The following is an 18,164-nucleotide window of genomic DNA, read 5'->3' as shown; positions in this document are numbered from 1 at the left end:
GGAGTGAAACTACGATGCCGTTTAGTTCCTTGCCCCCTTCTCCCGCCCCGCATCCTTACGCCATTCCTATGCGGATTGCCGAGCTTGCCGAATATGCTGCATCCGGCCCCCTGGAACCGATGCCGAACCGTTCCCAGCTTCTCGTGGTTTGGGGAGGCAAAGGGGCTCTGCATCTCTACGAGCATCCGCACAAAGTAGCTCGCGGATTTGCGCTGCTTGGCCGCTCCGCATCGCAGGCTGTCGCTATCGGGCCCGGCACTTCCTTACAGGGCCTCTATATCGAATTCGTTCACTATCCGCCAAGCGCCGCGGATAATCGCAATTCCGATCCGGAATTCGAGATGGTGCAACGCTGCTCTGCCGATTGCATGAGGCTGGCCGCCGAGCTGTATGCCGCATGGCAAGAGCAGCCGGACGAGGGCGAGCCTTATCGGGTGCAGCTCTTGTTCAGCCGCTTGCTGTCCGAGCTTCGCCGGGAACTGTCGTCGACTCGGGTGGCGTCCGCGAACTGGTTATCCCGGGCGGTGCAGTTTATCGAAGCCAATTATACCGAGGATCTAACGAGGGAACAGCTGGCGGAGAGGGCAAACGTCAGTCCCGAGCACTTCTCCCGCGCGTTCCGCAAACATACCGGCCGCACCTTCATCGACTACTTGACGATGCTGCGGATTCGCAACGCCCAAAGCCGCATTCTCGTGGACAATACGGCGTTGAACGCGCTGGCCCGTCAAGTCGGGTTCAAGGAAGGACTCTACTTGAGCCGCAAATTCAAGGACGTCGTCGGGATGTCCCCAACCGCCTTCAGGCGCAAGCCCAAGCGGATCGCCGCGCTGAATCTGAATCATACCGGCATTCTGATGGCGCTCGGCCAAACGCCGGAGCTTGGCGTCTATACCTCCTGGCTGGAGAAAAACAAAGCCCGAACGTCAGGGCATTCCGGCATCTCGCTGAATCCGAACGGGCATACCCCGACCAGCTTGTACGATGCGGTGGCCGAAGCGCGTCCGGACATGATTATCCATTACAACACCGCAAAGGAAAACAGGGGCCTGCTTCCGCTTGCTCCCGTGATCGAGCTGCCGTTTCGCACGATGAACTGGCGGGAACAGCTGCTTATGATCGCCAATATGGTGGACAAAAGACGAGAAGCCGAGCAATGGCTGGCCCGCTACGACGAACAAGTCGACCGGATCAACCGGGCCTTGGACGAGAGGCTCGGCCAAAGAGGAACTGCTATCGTGTGGGAATTGGCGGGTGATAAGGCGTTTGCGTGCAGCGGCAGCTACGGAAGAGGCGCACATATTTTGTACGGGGACCTCGGATTTCGGCCCCCAGAGCCGGCCTTGTTCTCCCATGGTTACGTAGAGACATCGGTCGAAGAACTGTATTCGTATCCGGCCGATCATATTTTTATAACGGGGACGCCCTCCTGCCCGAAGTCCCGTCCTTTCCTTCGACGCCTGTCCCAAGCTCCGCAGTGGTCGAGATTAGAGGCCGTCCGCAGCAATCATCTGTATTGGCTGTATGGGGCCGACCTCTTCTGCGGCTATGATCCGCTCTCCACACAAGCTCAATTGAATATATTGGCGCGGCAGTTACTGCCTGATCACAAATTTGCATGAGCAAATGTCATTTCTGCTTGTAGTCGAACGATCGGATACCTTGTATAGTTTCATTGAGAATCATTATCGATTGCATACTGGAGGTATTCGCATTGCTGCATCATTTTTTGACCTCGCGTAAAATCGCTGTAATCGCAGCCGCACTCTGTCTCTCGCTTCTCGTCGCCTGCGGTTCGAACAATGTCGCGCCCGCCGCATCATCCTCGCCGCCGGCCTCCGAATCGGCTAAGCCATCCGCTTCGGAGAGCCCGTCCGCTGAACCGGAATTTAGGACGATCGACACCGTGAACGGCCCCATTCAAATTCCGATGCATCCGCAGCGTATCGTCGCGGAAGAGTATTTGGGCAGTCTGATCGTTTTGGACGTTATTCCTGTCGGCGCTCCCGGGCTGACGCTGCAAAATTATTACTTTAAGGAGGCTCTTACCGGCGTGGCCGATTCGGGAACGTATGGGTCTCCTTCTCCCGAAGTGATCACAAGCTTAAACCCGGATCTTATCATTACGGGCAACAAGGATGTGTACTCGACGCTGAGCAAGATCGCTCCCACTCTGGAAATCCCCTATGGACAATTAAAAAATGCCCATGAAGAGTTGACCTTCTTCGGCAAAGTACTCGGCAAGGAAAAAGAAGCCGAAGCGTGGTTAGCGGAATACGACCGCCGGATTGCAGAAGCCAAAGCCAAGGTCGATGCGGCGATTCCGGCCGATGCCTCTTTCTCGATCATCGAAAGCACCGACAAGTCGATCTATGCGTACGGAGATAACTTCGGCAGAGGCGGACAACCCGTCTATCAAGCTCTCGGTCGCAAGCCTCCGGCTGCCGTGGCCGATCAAATTATGGAGAAGCAATGGGCGGAAATCTCTGCGGAGATGATCGGCGATTACTCAGGAGACTACATTGTGTTGACGGCTAACGACCGCACTGTGGAAGATTTCAAGAAAGACCCGATCTGGAGCAGCATCCCGGCGGTGAAGAACGACCGCCTGTACGTCTGGCCGGAGGAACGCTCGTGGTACTACGACCCGATCGCGGTGCTGGCTCAGACGGAGGAGCTGGCAGCCTGGCTCACGAAGCAGCAGTAGTAGCCCTGTGAATACGAAAAGCCCCGTTGCAGCATCGGCTGTTGCAGCGGGGCTCTCTTCGTATCTGGACGGCGACATTGCGCTCTTAATTGACTCTGCGGCTGCTATTCCACGCGTCCTTCCTGCAGCTTTTTCCACACCGTCTTGTTGCTGTACTGCTTCATCGAGCTGATATCCGGGCCGAACCAGTCCGGTGCCTGGAACCCCAACGCCGCTTCCTCCGACTCGAATTCAATCTCCAGCACCCTGAGCTGAAGCTGGTCGTACGTATCGATCTCAATGGTCGTCCCGGCCCAATCGGCCGCCGTTCTCACCTTGGTCAGAGGAATCGCTCCGGACGCCTTAATAAGCTGCTCGTACAAGCTCTCCGAGATAGAATATTCGATTTCCTCGCGCACAAGACCGTTGCCGTTTTTGAACGTATGCGTGAATTCATGCTTCCCTGTAGCCATATCCCTGATTTTCCGAACTCTTAGCTCCTGAGTGTCGTCAATTGCCAGATAAGTTTGCTCAATATGCTGCTTCTTCACCGGAACAAGCACTCCCTCTTGTACCAGAGAATCGGGGAACTCCGCCAGCATAAACTTTCTTTCGATTTCCTTGGCCATTATCTAACCTCCGCTCTAAACCCTCAACTTGCCATACATCGACCCCACTATTATACCTAACCTCGGCGCTCATTCGAAAATTAGCCTCTGGTTGCTTCCCTTGCGGACACTTTTTGATTATTTTAGAGTAACCACTCACTTTTCCATTGACACGGACAAGTTTATCGATGTATTTTAGTAAGTAATCACTCACTTTTAGTTCGGGAAAACGAATAGAGGTGCATCCGATTTGACGACCCGCAACCTATTTAACGAAATCTTGGCCGTTAAAAGCGCCCAGCGAACGGAAAAACAGCAGCGGATAGTCGAAGCCGCCATTCGCTTGTTCGCCGAAAAAGGCTATTCCAACACTTCAACAGCGGAAATCGCTAAAGCCGCAGATGTGTCGGAAGCAAGTATTTTCAAGCAATATGGCACGAAGGACAAACTGCTGCTATCTCTTGTGGTCCCCTATATCAAAGAAATGTTCCCTTATGAGGCAGATGAAACGATGAATCAAGTTTTTAGCGGTGCCTATTCGGACTTTGAAGCATTTCTCCGGGCACTCCTGAAAAACCGCATCGCATTCATAACGGAAAACAGAGACATATTTCTGGTTCTAATTAAGGAGATCATTTACAAGGAGGAATTGAAAAACGAGCTTTTCCCTTATATCGCCGAAGTAGCGGCAACTCGCTTAACGAAAATCGTTGAGCTGTTTCAGGAGCGCGACGAGCTGGCCGACATGCCCACCCGCAGTATCCTAAAGCTGCTGTTCACCGTCATTGGCGGTTTTGTGGCCTCCCGTTTTGTGCTGTTGAACCGGGAATCCATTGAAGACGAGGAGGTTGAAGATGTCGTTCGCATGGTTTTGGACGGCATTCGGAAACTCCCTGCAAAAAATTCATAATGATTGTTTAAGGAGCGATTCGTTTATGCAAGCTATTAAGAACAAACTCGTACTGCTATCGCCGATTGTCGCATTGCTAGTAATATTCGTTTTCTCGCTCACCCTTTTCCCATCCGTTCAAGCTCAGCCCAAAAATCTGCCGATCGCCGTCATCAACGAAGATCAGGGAGTGGAGATTCCTAACCAACCGAAGATGAATATGGGGCAAACGATCGTCGATATGATGCGGAGCAACGTTTCGTCGGCAGCCGGCGAGGAGCCCGCCATTAAATGGGTGGAAGTCGGCAGCGTCGAAGAAATGCAATCCGGGCTGAACAACCAGGAATACTATGCGGCGCTTGTCATCCCGCAAGACTTTAGCGCGAAGCAGGCTTCCTTGCGGACCGAGACGCCCGCTTCTCCCGAGCTGCAAATCTTCATCAATCAAGGTATGAATACGGCGGCTTCCACAATAGCTGGACAAATGCTGAACGGAGTCGTGGACACCCTTAACAATAATGTTCGCACTCAAATACTCGGCGGCTTCCAAAAACAAGGAGCAACGCTGACAGTTGAGCAAGCGTCCCTCCTGGCAACCCCAATTGCCAAGAAGGTAACCAATGTCAACGAGATCGGTACGAAAAGCGCAAACGGCAACGCTCCCATATCCTTGTTCCAGCCGCTTTGGATGGCATGCATGGCGAGCGCGGCGATTCTGTTTCTCGGAATTAGCAAGCATACGGTCCAAAACCGCAGGGACACCCTGTCCGCTAAGCTCATTCAGATTGCAGCGGGAGCCGTTGTTGCGGTCGTCGTGGGCTTCGGATTGACATGGCTCGCAAAAGACATGGTGGGACTGCATATCCCGCAATTTACCGACACGGCGCTTTTCCTGACGATTACCTTCTTCAGCTTTTTCCTGATGATATCTGCCGTCGTGTCGTGGCTGGGCATTAAAGGAATTGCCATCTTTGCCTTAACCCTGTTCTTCGGCGCGCCTCTGCTTGCTCTGGCCCCGGAAATGATGTCGCCCTTCTATCGGGATTGGATCTATTCTTGGCTGCCGATGCGTTTTATGGTCGAGGGTCTTCGAGAGCTGTTCTTCTTCGGCCAGGGTCTGAACTGGAACGGCGCCGTATCCTCCCTCACCTGGATCGGCTTGACGAGCGCCGTCGTTATCGTGGCTTCCGTCTTGAAGCCTCGCTCCGTACCGGTACAGCAAAAAGCTTAAACCAATAGGAAAGCATGCGAATCGAGAGACTGATTGGCATGCTTTCCTGCCGTTCAAGAAAGTGACTTATTTTCTCGGCCAACGATTAGGTGCCACATATTGAAGCATCGTATGAAAGAGCGACGCCCACTGCTCCAGCGACAATAAAGCCACGGGTTGTTCCCGATCAACTTTTGCGTTCTTTAAGGCCATTTTCAACTGAACCGGCGTAAAAATCCCTGTAAACGTATCAGCCACCGGCTGTCTCGGCTCACTCAGCGCATAAGCTGCGAATGCAATGAATTTATTCCCCTCTTTAGCGGACATGAGCGGACGATCCCTTCGGACAATTCGCACAATTGCCGCATCAACGCTCGGGGGCGGAGCAAAATGAGTGCGCGGCACCATCGCTCGCATCTCGAACTGAAACGCAAAAAAGAGACAGACGCGCTGTCCCCTTCATCCCTATTTGCAGCAGGATATCCTAAAATGGGCAGACCGATTCCGTTGTGCTCCGCACGCAGGCAGAGCCTTTGTTCACTATTTAATTAGTGGCCAAAGAGACAGAACGCAATCTGAAATAATTTATAACACCCATTGTTAGGACAACCCTCCGATCCTCGAATTGAAGTTATTTTAGCACATCTCCAGATGCAAAGAAAGGCATACTGTCTCACTCACTGCCGTCAAAAGGTAAGAAATGGCTTAGTATCCCTCTAGCGCGGAAGCGTTTCGCTTTTCAGGAGCCGCTCCGTTTCATCAATAAGCTCGCGCAACAGGCTTAAAGCTTCCCTTGAACTATCTTGTTCTGCTGTGAGCAAGGTGAAAATATGGTTTATTCTTTGAGAGTAGCTGTCTGGCACCGCTTTAAACGAATCGGCGATCGCGGCAGCCCCTTTCTCGTTCATCAAGCAGGTTTCGTTAATTGCAAACAAAACTTGATTCAAGCAGGCTACCGCTCTGAAACAACAGCCTGCGACATAAGACAAATCGTTTTTGTAGACTCCTTTATATCCGTTTTCGAGAGAAAAGGACGCCTCCCAAAAAAATTTCTGTAGGGTTGCTTTTTGAAAAGCGGGCGGGTAAGGCGTTGTTCTGTTCTTCAGTTTATCTATGACGCCGGACGGGTCCCATAACACTTTACACGATGCGACTTCCGCAAAATAAATCGAGTTGACGAAGCCGTGGGGATGCCCTGGCTGATAATCGATAGTAAGCTCTCCCGCAGCACACTGTTCGATCACTCGCGACACTTTATTTTGATCGCGCAACAAAAAATCGACCGGAGTTTCATTCACCTTCAACCAGCCGCCGCCGTTAATCCAGGGTCCCCAGTCGCCAATCTCTGTCACTAAGTTGTCTCTATGCTCGTCATCGAGTACAGTCGCGACCCGGCGAAGCTTGGGAATGTCCAACCCTTTATCGGAATCGTAGTAAATCCCGATATCAATATCGGAGCTCGGTCCTTCAGTCCCTCTGGCTCTTGAGCCGCCAAGAACCAGTGCGCTTATCCCGTTGATGTGCTTTAAACTTTCGACTATATAAGAAATTGTGCTTTGCACGCTCATCTCTCGCTCGCTCCCATCCGGAATTAGTATCCTTGAGCTTTCATAGCGGCGGCAACCGTGTGCTTCAATAACGTGGCGATGGTCACAGGACCTACTCCGGCGGGAACCGGAGTTATGGCGGATACATGCGGAAGGCATGCCTCATAATCCACATCGCCGATATTTCCCGGGTTGTATCCGGCATCCAACACAACAGCCCCGGGCTTAACCCAGTCGCCTTTAACGAAGCGCGGTTTTCCGACTGCTGCGACAACGATATCTGCCGCTCTCACAAACTCCTCCAGATTCACTGTCTTGGAGTGACATGTGGTTACCGTCGCATCTTTGTTCAACAACATGGCCGATACAGGTTTGCCGAGAATGGGGCTTCTTCCGATGACTACCGCATGCCTCATCATCCCTTTCTCCCAGTTAAAAACATAAAGAGGCAAGGAAATTTACTCCTTACCTCTGCCCAGGCGACCGGCTGTATGAAGTATGCGCTCCCCCGTGGTACTCCACGTTTCGCCAGTTACGCATACCGAACATCTAATTGCATTCTGACAGAAATATTTAACAGATTCAACACTAATGTCAGCCGGAAGGCGATATGGTCAAGCGTTCAATTGTTACCGGTTCGATAGAAGGACGGCGGAACCCCCTGCTTCTTCTTGAACGATCTGCTGAATGCGTGCACGTTGGGATACCCGAATTGTTCAGCGATTTGGGTCAGTGGCCGATTGGTCAACTGAATCGCTTGTTTGGCTTTCTCCAACCGAATCTGTTGATGATATTGCATGGGGCTGACCTGGAACGCGTCGCGAAACATACGGTTCAGGTAAAACTTACTGAAGCAGAATTCGCACGACAACTCGTCGAGCGTAACGTGACAGTCTGCACGAAGGTATAAATACTGCTGCACCTTCAGCAGCACTTCCCGGTTGATGTGAACATACGGCAACCTCTGCCAGTGGCGCTCCCGCATCAAGCAGGCGAGCAATTCGATAACCATGCCGACGGTCCTGATCTCATAGTAGAGCATCTGCTGATCGCGTTCATGGATGATATCGAGCAGCTTCTGCTCGAACATAGCCGGCTCCCGCAGCTGGATTCCGATCGGCAGCGAGTCCAGAGGCAGCGGCGAAGGGTCCTCGTGCGCCCCCGTTCCCCGCTCCAGACCGAACTGAAGGTACAGCCTGCGAATCGCCTGCTTCGAAACGGAGCGAATCGAATAGCTCTGTCCCGGGCGGAACAGGAATAAATCACCCGGCAAACCGCGATAGCTGCGGCTGTCTGCCACGACGGACAGCTCCCCTTCTTTCACATACAAAATTTCATATTCCTTCGCGATATGCTCTTTGATAATCCACGGAACAGGATGCACGCTGTCCGCGGCAACTCTGACGAAAGGCGTAAAGTGGCGGATATCCTTGCCCATGCCTATCCCTCCGCATCGCTTATGAGAAGTGCTGGCCGGATTCGCTCCCGCCGGCCGCAGCGGTTACTGCATTGCCCTGCGCGCCCCCCGCCGCCGCTTCCGACGTCTCCGGCAACACCAGCCGACCGGGAATGATAACCTTGCCGCTCAGTTCATTGCCCCTCATCGCCTCCAGCAGGAAACGAGCGGCCATCTGACCTACCTCTGCTCGCGGAATGTGTACAGTCGGTATTCGCCGCTTAATCTCCTGGTCGCCGCTAATATTGTCGCACCCGATCAGTTCGATGTCGCGCCCGGGAGTCAAACCTGCGTCCTGCAGCGCTTGCAGCGCTCCGAACGCCGATCGGTCGCTAACCGCGAAGACCGCGGTGGGCCTGCGGGGCAACTCCAGCAAATATTTCATTTCGTAATATCCTTTAATGTACTTACGGTCGAAGTTAGGCGTAATGTAGTCCGTCACAAGCGTTAGTCCGTTCTCTCTCAGCGCGGCGCAGTAGCCCGCATAACGGTCGATCAGCGGTTTGTACTTCGCCGGTCCGCTGATGAAACCGATGTGGGTATGTCCATTGCGGATCAAATACTCCGTCGCCAAGTAACCTGCCCCGTAATGATCCGAGTGAACGGATAATCCGTCGCCTGTGTGCGTGTAATTGTCGACGAGCACCATCGGTACGGCATATCCTCTCAATTCCTGAACGATCTCGTCGGTAATCAATCCGCCGCCGAGCAGGATAAGCCCCGAAATATTTTCCAACCATGACAGCGGCTCGTCTCCGGCCCTTACGAAATTCAGCATCACTTCAAATCCAAGCAGGCGGCACTCGATTTCAATCGCGCGGAGAATCTCGCCATTATACGAATCGTTGTGCACCGCGATCGTTTCCTCGATCAATAGTCGGACGAACGGTTTGCCTTCGCTGACGGCCAGATCGTGACTGAGCTCCGTGTAGGCTTGCCGTATGGCGTGCTTGGTTTCTTCCGTGAACGTGCCTTTGTTATTTAGCACAAGGGACACGGTAGCGGGAGAGAAGCCAGTCTTATCCGCTATCTTCTTGACGCCGGGTTTTCTGCTTGGGCCGAACTTCGTATTCATGGTTATCCTCCTGCAGCTTTAACGATATTATCGATTGGAATGGATCCCGACTTCACTTCCACAGACACCTCGTTGCCGTCGAACGCTACCGTCCCGTATCCCCCTTCTACGCTCAGGAAACTGCGGAACGGCTTGCCGGGATGATCCTCCAGGTAGAGCACCCGATTGCTTGCGTCGTAGCGGACCCCGCTCCAGCTCTGAATCAACCCGTAGGAAGCCATCGCTCTTGCGTACCAATGGCCGCATTCGTATTCGTCATAAGGGTTGCGGATACTTCCATCGTAACGATCCCGGCATACGCGCACGATGTCGAGGGCTTCTTCTACGCACCCCATCGTCAGCAGATGAGACGCCACTTGGTATTCGATTCCCGTCCACACTTCGTTGCTGTAGATGAACGGCAGCGACAGCTTGCCGCCCTTGGGCCAAGTGCACAACAGCAGGCCGCCTTCCCGGCCAAGCGCAAAGCCCGGACGCTGCGGATTGGCGTGCACGCTCAAGTCGCGGACGTGATTGTAACGGTAAACGCTGATCAGATGGCTGCGCACCTTGCCCGGGTCAAGAATGTGGCCGAGCCCGCACATGTGGGCCAACCAGGCCCCAATGACGCCATCGGACAGGCACCCTTTGCCGTACTGATACTTCGGCCCTTCCTTGCGCAGCAATTCGATCGCTTCCTCCGAGTAATCCCCGTTCCACGTCTCCTGCTCCCCGGTAGGCGCCGCTTCCCTCAGACCTATCCACTTGATCTGTTGTTCGAAATACTCTCCATTAAACAACTCGTTCTCCATATAATCTCGTCCTCGGCGGTACAGCTCCTCGAATTCTGCGATTCTCTCCGCACTCTCTCCCGCTTCCGCAGCCATAAGCGAAGCTGCCTTCAGCGCGCCTAGATAAATGGACGTACACATGCCGTCAGGGCCCCAAAATTCAATGTCGTAAGTGTTGTGATGCGGTTCAACCAATATTCCCTGGCGATCCGGGTCCCATGTGTCCATCGCATATTGCAGACTGAGAGCCAGCTTGGGCCACTGCCGCTTCATCCAGGCCGTATCGCCGCTTATTTTCCATTCCCGGTACACTCGCATCAAGCCGCCCAGCTGCCCGTCGCTCGCTGCCCGATGCTCATGATCCGCCGGACGGATGGGGAGAGGAACCCGAATCGTCTGATGTCCGCGTTCATCCATCCCTTCGCCAAGCTCCGTCTCCCTGATCCCTCTCTCTAATGAAGGAAACAGATGGGGGATCGCCTGGGCATAATTCCACACATGCGTGCAAGTACCGTGGCAGCAGCCTCCTAAATCGAAGCACCCCTCCCAGCCCCACAACCGGCCATCTGTTTGTCGAAGCACGGTTGGCGACTTCAAAATACTGAGATTGGCCGCGACCGCCTCCGTCAATTCCGGCGGCATCGTCGTGTCGAAGAACGTATCGCTGAACAGGGCGCTTCTCTCCCGAAGGCGATCGTAATGGGTTTTCCAATACTGAGCGACTTCTTTGATACTTCCAAATCTGCCAGCGTACCAGGGTTTATGAAAATGCGGCCATTCGACGTATTTCTTGTTCGTCTTGTCAAACTCTTCAGTAGAAACATTGGATTCGGGCACATACCAGCACAATTGCAACCTCACCTGTTGCTCGCCTTCCGGCTCCAGCGTCAACGGCACATACAAGCTCGCGCCCGGACTCGGCCGATCTCCCGCTGCCAACGGAGGTTTCTCCTGCGACACGCCCGTTTCCACGGCATTCCACAACATGGTGAGCGGATCGAACCATCCCCCTCTAAACCAGGAGCAGTCCGCTACGGCGTTCGGATGGTCGACGGCTGCGGAGAAGGCGCCTTGCTCCCATGGTTTCCCTTCCGTCGGATCCTGCTCAAGTATGAATCCGCCGGGTACGATCCCCGCTGCAACCCGGTTGCCCTCAGAGTCTTCAATCTTCATAAAGTTCGTCGCGTGAAAAGAATAAATCAATTCGAGACGCCGCTTCGTCCGGTTGATTAAAGTAATTTCCAATGCCGCGACAGGCAGACTGGAATGATCGACATCCGCCGGATCGAAAGGACTCCAGCCCGTGACGACGGCTTCGATGGGCAGCGTGTCGTCTCTCAGATTCACACGTCCGAACGGGAATTGTCCGGTGAAGGCACATTCGGCGAATCGCGGCAGCCCATAATGCTTGCCCGTCTGCCCGTTGCCGGCTCCTCCGAAATCCGTCGACCGGCTGTTGAATATTTTCCAATCCTGAACCGGCCCTTCCAGCACTCGCGCGATCGACTCGTTCCCGTCGCGAATGTGAACAGCGGAGAAAATGATTGGCTCATTGAGCAGATCCGGCGTATTCCTTAGGGAGAAGTGCGTCATTGCACCCGTGCCCTCCAGGCAGAACATGCCTGCCCCCAGCCCGCCTAGCGGAAAGGCTACTTTAGCGTTGTATTTCCCTTCATATTGGGAGTTATAAATACGATCATGCGTTTTCATATCTTTTTCTCTCCATTTCTCCTGTCTTTGTTTGCTAGACTGTTAGCTATTAATACAGCGCATCGATATAGAAAGCGACGGAACTCGGATCCTTGTCATATTGCTCCTGCAGATACGCTTCGAATTTCTCCACGCCCGCCTTCTTCAATTGCGCTCGATAGTCGTTCACGATATCGGTCGCTTTCTCCATCGAACCGGCGAAGTAAGCCCTCACGACAATATCCGGGTAGCTGTCCAACACTGGCTTCAACCGTTCCTCGATATCCGGCACTTCCGACAGATAGGAGAGCGCGGAGTAGCCGTCCCAGTACTTGAAGGTCGGATTGCCGTACATCTGCAGCTCCTTGGACAAGCCGAACATTTCCGGATTTTCTTCCTCCTGCCATGACTCGCCGAAATCCCTGACATCATTGTTGTCCGTCGATCCGAGCAGCAAACCCCATAACGTCGGCACGATATCTTTGACGCGATCGGGACTCTCCGAACGTTGTTTCTTCCACTCCTCGGTCAGCACCACTTTGTCGTCCTTGAGCGTATAGTGCTTGCCCTCGATACCGAATTTCCACAACAGCTTGCCTTCCTTGGACGCCAGAAAGTCGGCGAACTTGACGATGTCCTCGGGATTTTTGGTCGTCGACGGAATTTCCCAGCTCATGTACCCCGACTTATACTTCTCGTATACCGCATCCTCGCCCTTGTAATTGGACATTTGGTCCATCGGTACGTACCTTGTTTTGAGGAATCTATCGGGCATCACGTTGGCATATGTCGTGATGGCGAACGATCCGTTGGCCATTGCCTCTTCCGCGCGCACATTGTCCATCGTGAAGGCTTCCTTGTCCAGCAGCCCTTCGGCAAGCAGTTTGCGCACGAACTCGATCTGTTTCGTAATGTACTCGGTTTCGGCCAGATGCTTCACCTTGCCGTCGGTATCTACGTCAAATCGGGTGCCGTTGCCGAAATCCCAATTACGATACAGTGTGCTCGTGATGGAACCGCCCCAGAATCGCGATCCGATGACGGTAACGGGTTTGCCGTTGTTATCTTTGAAATCGCCCTCTTTAATTCGCTTGGCCAGATCATACAACTCATCCATTGTCTTGATCTTGCTCGGATCGACGCCAAGCGCTTGAACGATGTCCTGACGGACCCACATGCCGGATCGACCGTGCACGCGCTCTTCATCGGTCAGATCTGAGCCTGGAATGTTCAAATGCACCGCATACACTTTGCCGTCGAATTCGGGACGAAACATGATGTTCTCCTTGGAATCGCGCGGCAGGAATTCGTCTTCGAAGTACTTGCTGTACACTTTCGTATTTTTTAAATAGGGGGCCAAGTCGGTAAAGACGCCTTCGCGGGACGCTTTCAGAATGACGGAGTTCTCCGGGCGGCCGCCGTGGTCCAGATAATTAACGATCACGTCCGGCAGATCGCCGGAGGCCAGCGCCGTCGTCAATTCCTCCAATCCGTCCGGATGATTGGTCGACTGAAACTCCAGCGTAATCCCTGTCATTTCCTTGATTTTCTGGGCTACTTCATTGTTGATCTGATCGACCGGCAGACCGGCGCCGTCGTTCTCCAGAAATATTCGTCCCGTAATTTTGCGATCGGCGATGAAGTATGGCCCGCGATCCCCGGTTGCCGCAGGCGAGTTGCCGTTCGTTCCCGACGCCTCATTATTGCCGCTCTTTGTACATGCAGACAGAACCAATGCCGTAATCAACAGCAACGCAAGCATGCTGGCGATCCCTTTTTTCCATCTCGTCATTGTCATGCATCCTCCTTGGATTGGGGTTATCGACTTCAACCCTTCACTGAACCGATCATGAGGCCTTTTACAAAATAGCGTTGCACAAACGGATACACACAGACGATAGGCAAGGTGGCGACGACCAATGTCGCCATCTTGAGCGATTCGCCTGTCACATTCTGGCGCGGATCTCCGGGCAAGTAGACGACCATCATTTTTTTGCGCATAGCTTCCGCCGAATCCAGCATCTGCTTAAGCAGCGTTTGCAGCGGATACAGATCTTTGTCTTTGACGAAAAAGGTGCCTGCATACCAGTCGTTCCAATGCCCAACGGCATTGAACAGTCCAATAACCGCCAGGACGGGCAGGCTGAGCGGCAGAATAATGCGAAAGAACACTTTGTAGTCTCCCGCTCCGTCAATCTTGGCGGACTCCTCCAGACTATCGTCTATCGATTGGAAGAACGTTCTCATTAAGATGATGTTCCAGGCGCTGTAGAGCGCCGGAATAATGTATACCCAGAACGTATTCGTCAGATAGAGGGATTTCAGCACCATGTAGTACGGTACGATTCCCCCGCCGAACAGCATGGTGAAGACGATGAAAAACATGTAAACGTTACGCCCCGGCAGCGTCTTCTTCTTGAGCGCGAACGCCGCCATCGCCGTCAGCAGCAAGCTGAGCGCGGTGCCGATTCCGGTGCGCAGCACGCTGATCTTCAAGCTCTGAAGAATGTCATCGTTATGGAACACTTCCTGATAATTCGCCCAAGTGAATTCCCTTGGCCAGATACTAATGCCGCCAAGCGCGGAATCCGTGCCATCATTAAAGGACAACGCCAAAATATTCGCGAACGGTAACAATATCGACAGGCACAGAAGCAGCAGAAGCGTTATGTTCACCGCCCCGGCAATCTTCTCCGCCGTGTTGCTCTTTGCCCTCATGTTTCACCGCTCCTTCTTTTCTTGTAGCGCGCAGGAAAGCCCATTGAGATATCTTTGGTTCAACCTATATAGCTACCACAGGCTCGCTTCCCGATCCGTCAGCTTGGCGACAGCTTTATTGATCAGCAGAACCATCACCAGCCCGATGACGCCCTGCATCATGCCGACCGCTGTGGCATAGCCGTATTGTCCTTGCATCATACCGGTGCGCAGAACGTATACGTCGAGAATATCCGCGGCGTTCGAGTTGCCGGCCGTTCGAAGCAGGAAATTCTGCTCGTAGCCCGTGGAGAGCAGACCCGACAGATCCAGAATGAGCAAAATGCCGATCGTGGTGCGAATGCCGGAAAGCGTCACGTGAACCGTCTGCTGCCACTTATTCGCCCCGTCAATCTGGGCCGCTTCGTAGAGCGTCGGATCCACGTTCGTGATCGCGGCCAGGTAAATGATGGAGCCCCATCCGATGCCTTTCCATACGAAGGTCAGGAACATAACCAGGTAGAAATACTTCTCTTCCATCATGAAGAACGTTTCTCCGCTTCCTCCCAGCCAGGCAAGAAGCTGATTTGCGATGCCGTCGTTCGGGCTCAGAATGCGGAACGTGAACGCGGCGACGACGACCCAGGACAGAAAATGAGGCAGATACGAAATCGTCTGAACGACGGATTTGAGCCCCCGGCGCCTAACGGCATTCAACATTAAGGCCAGTATAATCGGGAACGGAAAATAGAGTACGATCTTGATCAGACCGACAATAATCGTATTCAGCACCAGCTGCCAGGCTCCCGGATAAGCGAAGAAGTTTTCGAAATAACGGAGCCCGACCCAGGGACTGTGCAGGATACCGGCATTGAATTTGAACTCCTTGAAGGCGAGCAATAACCCGCCCATCGGCACGTAGGCGAATACGACAAACCAGATCAGGCAAGGCAGCAGCATGACGAATAACTGCCTGTGACTCTTGATTCGACTCCACAGACTCTCGATTGCAATCCCCCCCTTAACGATCAACCGGACGCTTCCCCGTTACAGCCTCTTGCTTGTTAACCCGCCTTCTATGGCGGCTCCACCTCCCCCAACGATTAACTTTCCGTCCTTGACGACGGTAGAGCGGTGGTTGCCGGACTGAATCCGGCCCATTAACGTATAAGGCTTCGTCCGGCTGCCTGTATGGAATATTGCGGAGATGACCGTCTTCTCGCCCGGTTGTAAAGTGCAGCTTTGTTCGATACTGTCCGCGGATATCGTCACGCCATCGGCCGACAGCCGCACCTTGACATCGGCTATCTCGCCTCCCCGATTCTGAAGATGAACCAAGAGCTTGCCCTCCGTCCCCGGCTCCGCTTCGATCCTGTCGGGTGCCTCGATGCCGGCTTCAATACAGCTATCGAAATGGATATCCCAGTTCCATGTCGCTCCCGCCAACGTCTCCAGCGTTCTTGACACGGACAGCCCTCGGTAGGAAGCTGTCACCGTCGCTTCCCGCTGCAGCGGGAGCTCGTCGAGCACAAGCCGACCTTCCTCTCCCGTGCGGCAGATCAGTTCCTCGGCGGACTGGAGCGCGATGACGATCTGAGCGTCGACCGGCTGACCCAAGTAACGGGTTTCGATATTCAACCTGAAGGGCCGTTCCGCGCGTGCCGCTCCGCTGACGTAGCCGTGGCTGTGCGGCAAATAATCTTCATTGAACTGGCGCTCGCCGTCAGCGAACAGAATGCCCCGCGGAGCGTCGCTCGTAACCGAGATTCGCTGCGGCTGGAATTGCACATCCGCGCTGAAACCGTTCATGCCGCTCCCGTCGGGAGGCGCAATCTGGCTGCCGGCGCCGGCGAAGGAGCGAACGCCGTATCCCTTGATCAGGGAGATCGCCTGCCATGACTTCTCTTCGTAGGCATCGGGAAAACCCGGATTCAAGCCCGCCACGAATTGCAGGTTGCGGGAAGCGAGTCGCGCGAACGTCCGGTCGTTCAAGTATTCGCCGACGTCGAGCAGATTCTTGGCAATCTGGCCATACAACGCCGTCGCACCGTGGTTTGTCGACTGGAAGAATTTCGCTCCGCCATATTCGGGGTCGGCATATAGCGTCAACGGATAGATGCCCAGCGGAGACAGCTCTTCAGATGCCGCTGCATACCCGTAAGCGTAAGTTTGCACGACGTTGTGCCAACTCGCCGCCTCCTCATGATCCGGCTGCAGCTTGAGCAGTTCGATGAATCCTTGCACGTTGGTTGGCTCAATATTCCCCATGTGGAACCGGTGATTCTGATTCCACTCCAGGCAGAAGGTCTCGTCGTCTTGCTCGAAGGCGTAGAAGTTGCCGTATAGACCGTCGATCGGACGCGTATGATCGACGAACTGCCGTTCGGACGCCGCTCTGGCATATTCAATGGCTGTCTCCAAATATTCGGATTCGCCCGACAGACGATACAATAAGGCGACCCCCCACAAGAACGTCAGCTTATCCTTGGTCTGAAGCGAATAGGGGATCGTCCAGTCATCCGGCTTGTTGTAGACCGTTCTCGCCAATTCATGCACGTACTCGGTCTCATCCGGCCCATCGGTTTGCCCATCGGCATCGGATCTGCCGTAAAAATCGGAATCGAGGTTGCACGGCCGTGCCATTGCGTTCTTATAAGCACGTTTGGCGCATTGCAAGTATCGCTCCGACCGTTCCGTCAAGATCGATTCATCCGTTCCGTCAATCAAATTGCCGGGATCGCACTCCCTCATCGTCCGGCAGGCTCTGGCCAATGCGGTAATCGCGTACGCGGTGCCGTGCCAGTTATGATAATCGGACGTCCCGTAGCCCGTCTGGCGACCGGCATCGTGGTTAAATCGCCCGTCCGTAAGCGGATTGGCGGAGCTCTCCTGGGACAGAACGATATAATCCGCACCTTCCGCAATGTAATTCAGCAGCAGTTGTCTGTCTTGCGGCCCCAATCTGTCGCGCAATTCGCGATTGTCCCAGTAGTCGATCAGTCCGTGCACGGTGACGATATGCGAGGACAGCTCGCGAATTTCGGTGCCGCAATCCCGCCAGCCCGGCACGCCGGGAAGTTGTCGTTGTTCCAGTTGGCGCAGAGCCACCATCGTCAAATCCGCATGCTCGGAGTGCGTCAGCGCCGTCCGGGAGATCTCGAACTCGGACGAGTCCAACCCCAGCTCCGGCACGGACAATCGATAGCGCCCTTCCTGCTCGACTTCGGTAAAATCCAGCCTCCACCAATACGAGCCCCACTTCTCGCCCCAGCGTTCAACCGTGCCGGCAAATACCTCTCGCCCCGTGGACGCTTCCAGCAACGCAAAGCGCTTCCCCTCCGGGCAGCAGGGAGGATGGCTCTCCGCGCTTCTTAGCAATGCCTGCTTCGGATCCGCGGGATAAAATCCCGCCTGAGTTTCCAGCAAACTGACCCTGTTCATATGCTCGATCCCCCTCATGATTTTCCCAATGTAAGCACATTCATAAACGTTTGTAAAAACAATTTATATTATTTATTCATATTCGTCAATAAATTT

General features: G+C 53.9%; 13 protein-coding genes, 2 pseudogenes and 1 riboswitch. Of the genes and pseudogenes, 4 read left to right on the top strand and 11 right to left on the bottom strand.

Features of this window, described 5'->3' with window-relative positions; genetic code table 11:
- Positions 1-14: 14 nt before the first annotated feature.
- Positions 15-1,622: an AraC family transcriptional regulator gene (locus tag J4772_RS02025; RefSeq protein WP_209073954.1), complete on the top strand. Its 1,608-nt coding sequence runs from the start codon at positions 15-17 to the stop codon at positions 1,620-1,622.
- A gap of 92 nt (positions 1,623-1,714) precedes the next feature.
- Positions 1,715-2,707: an ABC transporter substrate-binding protein gene (locus J4772_RS02020; protein WP_209073953.1), complete on the top strand. Its 993-nt coding sequence runs from the start codon at positions 1,715-1,717 to the stop codon at positions 2,705-2,707.
- 104 nt (positions 2,708-2,811) lie between these two features.
- On the opposite strand, the gene J4772_RS02015 is transcribed toward J4772_RS02020, so the two are convergent.
- Positions 2,812-3,315 carry a CYTH domain-containing protein gene (locus J4772_RS02015; RefSeq protein WP_209073952.1) on the bottom strand — a complete coding sequence of 168 codons (504 nt, stop codon included), beginning with the start codon at positions 3,313-3,315 and terminating at the stop codon, positions 2,812-2,814.
- A gap of 229 nt (positions 3,316-3,544) precedes the next feature.
- Here J4772_RS02015 and J4772_RS02010 point away from each other — a divergent pair, with 229 nt between their 5' ends.
- Positions 3,545-4,204 carry a TetR/AcrR family transcriptional regulator gene (locus J4772_RS02010; RefSeq protein ID WP_209073951.1) on the top strand — a complete coding sequence of 220 codons (660 nt, stop codon included), beginning with the start codon at positions 3,545-3,547 and terminating at the stop codon, positions 4,202-4,204.
- A gap of 25 nt (positions 4,205-4,229) precedes the next feature.
- The gene (locus J4772_RS02005; protein ID WP_209073950.1) at positions 4,230-5,414 is read left to right on the top strand and encodes a YhgE/Pip domain-containing protein; all 1,185 of its coding nucleotides are present in this window, start codon (positions 4,230-4,232) and stop codon (positions 5,412-5,414) included.
- A gap of 66 nt (positions 5,415-5,480) precedes the next feature.
- On the opposite strand, the pseudogene J4772_RS02000 reads toward J4772_RS02005, so the two are convergent.
- The 10 genes and pseudogenes from J4772_RS02000 to J4772_RS01955 all read right to left on the bottom strand — a co-directional run.
- Positions 5,481-5,816, bottom strand: a pseudogene (locus J4772_RS02000) (rRNA adenine N-6-methyltransferase family protein); the annotation flags it as partial.
- A 293-nt stretch (positions 5,817-6,109) separates the two neighbouring features.
- Positions 6,110-6,961, bottom strand: coding sequence for a nucleotidyltransferase domain-containing protein (locus J4772_RS01995; protein WP_209073948.1), 852 nt, complete (start codon positions 6,959-6,961; stop codon positions 6,110-6,112).
- Between the two features lie 23 nt (positions 6,962-6,984).
- Positions 6,985-7,353, bottom strand: a pseudogene (locus J4772_RS01990) (bifunctional 5,10-methylene-tetrahydrofolate dehydrogenase/5,10-methylene-tetrahydrofolate cyclohydrolase); the annotation flags it as partial.
- Positions 7,354-7,406: 53 nt separating this feature from the next.
- Positions 7,407-7,486, bottom strand: a riboswitch (ZMP/ZTP riboswitch).
- 76 nt (positions 7,487-7,562) lie between these two features.
- Positions 7,563-8,378, bottom strand: a complete 816-nt coding sequence (locus J4772_RS01985; RefSeq protein ID WP_209073947.1) for a helix-turn-helix domain-containing protein — start codon at positions 8,376-8,378, stop codon at positions 7,563-7,565.
- 19 nt (positions 8,379-8,397) lie between these two features.
- Positions 8,398-9,471 (bottom strand): LacI family DNA-binding transcriptional regulator, encoded by a 1,074-nt coding sequence (locus J4772_RS01980; protein WP_209073946.1) that lies wholly within the window; start codon positions 9,469-9,471, stop codon positions 8,398-8,400.
- Positions 9,472-9,473: 2 nt separating this feature from the next.
- Entirely contained in the window at positions 9,474-11,951 is a 2,478-nt protein-coding gene (locus J4772_RS01975) for a GH116 family glycosyl hydrolase (protein WP_209073945.1), read from the bottom strand.
- Positions 11,952-12,000: 49 nt separating this feature from the next.
- Positions 12,001-13,722, bottom strand: a complete 1,722-nt coding sequence (locus J4772_RS01970; RefSeq protein WP_181918026.1) for an extracellular solute-binding protein — start codon at positions 13,720-13,722, stop codon at positions 12,001-12,003.
- Between the two features lie 35 nt (positions 13,723-13,757).
- Positions 13,758-14,648 carry a carbohydrate ABC transporter permease gene (locus J4772_RS01965; protein ID WP_116064350.1) on the bottom strand — a complete coding sequence of 297 codons (891 nt, stop codon included), beginning with the start codon at positions 14,646-14,648 and terminating at the stop codon, positions 13,758-13,760.
- 72 nt (positions 14,649-14,720) lie between these two features.
- Complete coding sequence (locus J4772_RS01960) at positions 14,721-15,659, bottom strand: ABC transporter permease (RefSeq protein ID WP_247740981.1); 939 nt, start codon at positions 15,657-15,659, stop codon at positions 14,721-14,723.
- A gap of 15 nt (positions 15,660-15,674) precedes the next feature.
- Positions 15,675-18,068 (bottom strand): cellulase N-terminal Ig-like domain-containing protein, encoded by a 2,394-nt coding sequence (locus J4772_RS01955; RefSeq protein ID WP_209073944.1) that lies wholly within the window; start codon positions 18,066-18,068, stop codon positions 15,675-15,677.
- Positions 18,069-18,164: the final 96 nt, after the last annotated feature.

Source organism: Cohnella sp. LGH (assembly GCF_017671885.1).
Taxonomy (GTDB): domain Bacteria; phylum Bacillota; class Bacilli; order Paenibacillales; family Paenibacillaceae; genus Cohnella; species Cohnella phaseoli.
This window is presented reverse-complemented; position numbering and strand designations above follow the sequence as displayed.

Bases quoted from the DNA above. Each gene is read 5' to 3' on its own strand.
- J4772_RS01985 (WP_209073947.1), bottom strand. From the start codon at position 8,378: ATGGGCAAGGATATCCGCCACTTTACGCCTTTCGTCAGAGTTGCCGCG.
- J4772_RS01975 (WP_209073945.1), bottom strand. From the start codon at position 11,951: ATGAAAACGCATGATCGTATTTATAACTCCCAATATGAAGGGAAATAC.
- J4772_RS02005 (WP_209073950.1), top strand. From the start codon at position 4,230: ATGCAAGCTATTAAGAACAAACTCGTACTGCTATCGCCGATTGTCGCA.
- J4772_RS01980 (WP_209073946.1), bottom strand. From the start codon at position 9,471: ATGAATACGAAGTTCGGCCCAAGCAGAAAACCCGGCGTCAAGAAGATA.
- J4772_RS01995 (WP_209073948.1), bottom strand. From the start codon at position 6,961: ATGAGCGTGCAAAGCACAATTTCTTATATAGTCGAAAGTTTAAAGCAC.
- J4772_RS01970 (WP_181918026.1), bottom strand. From the start codon at position 13,722: ATGACGAGATGGAAAAAAGGGATCGCCAGCATGCTTGCGTTGCTGTTG.
- J4772_RS01965 (WP_116064350.1), bottom strand. From the start codon at position 14,648: ATGAGGGCAAAGAGCAACACGGCGGAGAAGATTGCCGGGGCGGTGAAC.
- J4772_RS02025 (WP_209073954.1), top strand. From the start codon at position 15: ATGCCGTTTAGTTCCTTGCCCCCTTCTCCCGCCCCGCATCCTTACGCC.
- J4772_RS02015 (WP_209073952.1), bottom strand. From the start codon at position 3,315: ATGGCCAAGGAAATCGAAAGAAAGTTTATGCTGGCGGAGTTCCCCGAT.
- J4772_RS01955 (WP_209073944.1), bottom strand. From the start codon at position 18,068: ATGAACAGGGTCAGTTTGCTGGAAACTCAGGCGGGATTTTATCCCGCG.